Source organism: Streptomyces sp. NPDC058964, from assembly GCF_042741275.1.
Taxonomy (GTDB): Bacteria; Actinomycetota; Actinomycetes; order Streptomycetales; family Streptomycetaceae; genus Streptomyces.
On record NZ_JBHYKH010000576.1, the window covers coordinates 1 to 4,135 of the forward strand.

The 4,135-nt window shown below is 68.4% G+C and carries 3 protein-coding genes; all 3 read left to right on the top strand.

The features are described from left to right. The first annotated feature begins 514 nt into the window (after nt 1-514). The 3 genes from ACFW2E_RS40585 (at nt 515) to ACFW2E_RS40595 (ending at nt 3,823) form a co-directional block, all read left to right on the top strand. Nucleotides 515-1,882: an ABC transporter substrate-binding protein gene (locus ACFW2E_RS40585; RefSeq protein ID WP_384475235.1), complete on the top strand. Its 1,368-nt coding sequence runs from the start codon at nt 515-517 to the stop codon at nt 1,880-1,882. 85 nt (nt 1,883-1,967) lie between these two features. Beyond that, nucleotides 1,968-2,930, top strand: a complete 963-nt coding sequence (locus tag ACFW2E_RS40590; protein WP_384475239.1) for a carbohydrate ABC transporter permease — start codon at nt 1,968-1,970, stop codon at nt 2,928-2,930. Beyond that, complete coding sequence (locus ACFW2E_RS40595) at nt 2,927-3,823, top strand: carbohydrate ABC transporter permease (protein ID WP_384475242.1); 897 nt, start codon at nt 2,927-2,929, stop codon at nt 3,821-3,823. Before ACFW2E_RS40590 ends, ACFW2E_RS40595 begins: the two co-directional genes overlap by 4 nt. Nucleotides 3,824-4,135 lie beyond the last annotated feature (312 nt).

Sequence of the window (4,135 nt, forward strand, 5' to 3'; positions counted from 1 at the left end):
GCCCCCGGGGGGGCCCCAGCCCGCCCCCCCCCCCCGCGCCCTTATACTCCCCGGGGGCGCGGGGGGGGGGGGCCCTGGCCCCCGAGCGCGAGCCCGCCCACGACGACGGCGCAGGGGCCTGCGGGGATCGGGATCGCTCTCATACGGGATTCCTCGGGGATGACAGCACGGTGGGCTGCGGGGAGCCGCGTGCGGGATTCCGTCGGGCGAGCTGCCCTCGGCCGCATCGGCGACGACCGGGAACGAGGGGGACGCGTCTCGCGCCGACGAGACGATGTGACGATAGATTCAGCAAGGTTTTCTCGCAAGATGTGTTAACAATGGCGCAGCGAGCTGCTAATAATTCCGCCAAGCGATGCCACACCCCACACCCCGGGGAGGCGTCTCCCTCCTCAGCCGAGCGTCGGTCGACGTCCCGACGAGATCCCCCGCTGAGCGGTTGCACCCACGAGCCGTGCCGCCAGGGATGCCCCACAGGCCGTTTTCCGACCCACCCGCACGAGAGGTCCCCGTCATGCGTCCGACGAGATTCACCCGATCGACCAGATACGCGCTGGTGGCCTGCGCCGCCACCACCGCCCTGCTCGCCACCGCCTGTTCCGGAGCCGGGGCCGGCGGCTCCTCGGCGGGCGGGAAGAGCATCAACGTGCTGATGGTCGGCAACCCGCAGATGGAGGACATCGCGAAGCTCACCAAGAGCACCTTCACGAAGGACACCGGCATCAAGGTGAACTTCACGGTGCTGCCCGAGAACGAGCTGCGCGACAAGGTCACGCAGGACATCGCCACCAAGGCCGGGCAGTACGACGTCGCCACCATCGGCGCCTACGAGGTACCCATCTGGCAGAAGAACGGCTGGCTGCACGAACTCGGCTCCTACGCCGACAAGGACGCGAACTTCGACAAGGGCGACCTGCTCAAGCCGATGGTGCAATCGCTGTCCGGCTCGGACGGCAAGCTCTACGCCCTGCCGTTCTACGGCGAATCGTCCTTCCTCATGTACCGCAAGGACGTCTTCGCCCAGAAGGGCCTGAAGATGCCGGAGCACCCCACCTGGCAGCAGGTGGCCGACCTGGCGGCGAAGGTCGACGGCGCGAAGCCGGGAATGAGGGGTATCTGCCTGCGCGGCCTGGCCGGCTGGGGCGAACTCGGGGCGCCGCTGACCAGCGTGGTCAACACCTTCGGCGGGACGTGGTTCACCAAGGACTGGAAGGCTCAGGTCAACAGCGGTGGCTTCAGGAAGGCCACCGACTTCTACGTCGATCTCGTCCGCAAGCACGGTGAGGCAGGCGCTGCGCAGGCCGGGTTCACCGAGTGCCTGAACGCGATGAGCCAGGGCAAGGTCGCCATGTGGTACGACGCCACCAGCGCGGCTGGTCTGCTGGAGGACCCGAACACCAGCAAGGCCGCCGGCAACATCGGCTACGCCTACGCCCCGGTGGAGAAGACCAAGAGCAGCGGCTGGCTGTGGGCCTGGGCGTGGGCGATGCCGAAGACCACCAAGAACGCCGATGCCGCCTCGAAGTTCATGCTCTGGGCCTCCAGCAAGAAGTACGAGAAGCTCGTCGGTGAGAAGCTCGGCTGGGCGCGGGTGCCTTCCGGGAAGCGGGCCAGCACCTACACGATCCCCGAGTACAAGAAGGCCGCCGGCTCGTTCGGTGACATCACCCTGAAGTCCATCCAGCAGGCCGATCCCGCCAACCCGGGCGTGCAGCCACGGCCCACGGTCGGCATCCAGTTCGTCGCCATCCCCGAGTTCCAGGACCTCGGCACCAAGGTGACGCAGGAGATCTCCGCCGCCATCGCCGGCAAGACCAGCGCGGACACAGCACTCAATGACGGTCAGAAGCAGGCCGAGGACGTCGCCAAGAACTACAAGTGAGTCACCTGCCCCGGCCGGCGCCCGCACCCGGCCGGGGCGCCCGTCCCCAAGCCCTGGCCGCTCTGCGGCGGAAGAAAGTCAGTCCATGATCACGCAGTCCCATCCCACCACGAAGCACGGGCGACCAACGTCCCGCCGGCTCAAGCCCACGGGCGGGCGCAAGTGGCGGCGTCGCTTTCCGCTGCTGCCGGCACTGATCTTCACGATCGTCGTCACCCAGCTGCCGTTCGTGGCCACGCTCGTCATCTCCACGTTCCAGTGGAACATCCTGCGGCCCGGCGACCGCCACTTCACAGGCCTGTCCAACTACAAGTTCGTCGTCACCGACGAGCGGTTGCGCAACGCGGTCCTCAACACTGTCGTCCTCACCGCGTCCGTAGTCGTCCTCAGCGTGGTCCTCGGGCTGGGCCTGGCCCTGCTGCTCGACCGCCGCTTTCTCGGCCGGGGCCTTGCCCGCACCCTGCTCATCGCGCCGTTCCTGGTCATGCCGGTCGCCGCCGCCCTGCTGTGGAAGCACGCCATCTACAACCCCGACTACGGGCTCCTCAACGGCACTCTGAACGCCGTCTACCGGCTGTTCGGGGCCGCGAACGGTCCAACCGTCGACTGGGTCTCGTCCTTCCCCATGCCCGCTCTGGTGGTCGCGCTGGTGTGGCAGTGGACGCCGTTCATGATGCTCATCGTGCTGGCCGGCCTGCAGGCCCAGCCCGGTGACGTCCTGGAGGCCGCCAAGGTCGACGGGGCCTCGGCGCTGCAGACCTTCCGCCTCATCACGCTGCCTCATCTGCGGCAGTACATCGAGCTGGGCATCGTGCTCGGCAGCATCTTCGTGGTGCAGACCTTCGACGCCGTCTACACCATCACCCAGGGCGGCCCCGGCTCCCAGACCACGAATCTGCCCTACGAGATCTATCTGACCATGTTCCGCAAGTTCGAGTACGGCCAGGCCGCGGCCGCCGGCGTCGTCGTGGTGATCGGCTCGATCGTCATCGCGACGTTCGCCCTGCGGGTCGTCGCCTCCCTGTTCCGCGAAGAGGTGTCCCGATGACCGGCACGACCGCAGCCGCCCACGCATCGTCCGGCACCGCCATGCGCCGACTCCGCCGTCGACGCCACGACGACCCCGGGCAGGAGCCGCGTCTTTCCCCCCTGTGGACCTTCGCCGCCTGGCTGGTCACGCTCGCCTTTTTCGCGCCGGTGGCCTGGATGGTCCTCACGTCCTTCCACCGGGAGTCCGACGCGGCGACCAACCCGCCCAGTCCCTTCGCGCCGCTGACCCTGGACCAGTACAGGCTGCTGCTGGGCCGGGACATCACCCCCTACCTGCTCAACTCGGCCATGGCCAGCATCTTCTCCACCCTGCTGGTGCTCGCCCTGGCGCTGCCCGCGGCGTACGCGCTGGCCATCAAGCCGGTCAAGAAGTGGACCGACGTGATGTTCTTCTTCCTGTCCACGAAGTTCCTGCCGCTCATCGCGGCCCTGCTGCCGATCTACCTGATCGTCAAGCGCGTAGGCATGCTGGACAACATCTGGACCCTCATCGTCCTCTACACCGCGATGAACCTGCCGATCGCGGTGTGGATGATGCGGTCGTTCCTCGCCGAGGTGCCCAGGGAGATCCTGGAGGCGGCCGAGGTCGACGGCGCCGGGCTGCTCACGGTGCTGCTGCGGATCGTCGCGCCGGTCGCCATGCCGGGGATCGCCGCCACCTCGCTGATCTGTTTCATCTTCAGCTGGAACGAGTTCATGTTCGCCGTCAACCTCACCGCGACCAAGGCGTCCACCGCGCCGGTGTTCCTGGTCGGCTTCATCACCAACGAGGGACTGTTCCTGGCCAGGCTGTGCGCGGCGGCCACGCTGGTGTCCCTGCCCGTTCTGATCGCCGGTTTCGCCGCCCAGGACAAGCTGGTGCGCGGTCTGTCCCTGGGAGCCGTCAAATGAGAAGCCGCGCGCTTCGGCCCGTCCGGACCCGTGGCGCGACGCCCGGCGCAGCCGACGCCCAACGGACGGTGACTGCCCTGCGGTCGGGACACTCCGCGGCCGCTGACGAAGCTGGCCGGCCGAGCTATCGCGAGGGCCCGGCCCCTCCCGCTCCCGCACACTGCCCCGCACCTGCCGCGGACTTCACCGCCGACCGCGGCATCGATCCGGGTGTCCGCCGCGTCGCGGGCCCAAAAAGGCGCCACCGGCCGCAAAAACACCACCACCCCCCCCCACGAGCCCCCGGTACCCCCCCAACCAACGCCACCCCCC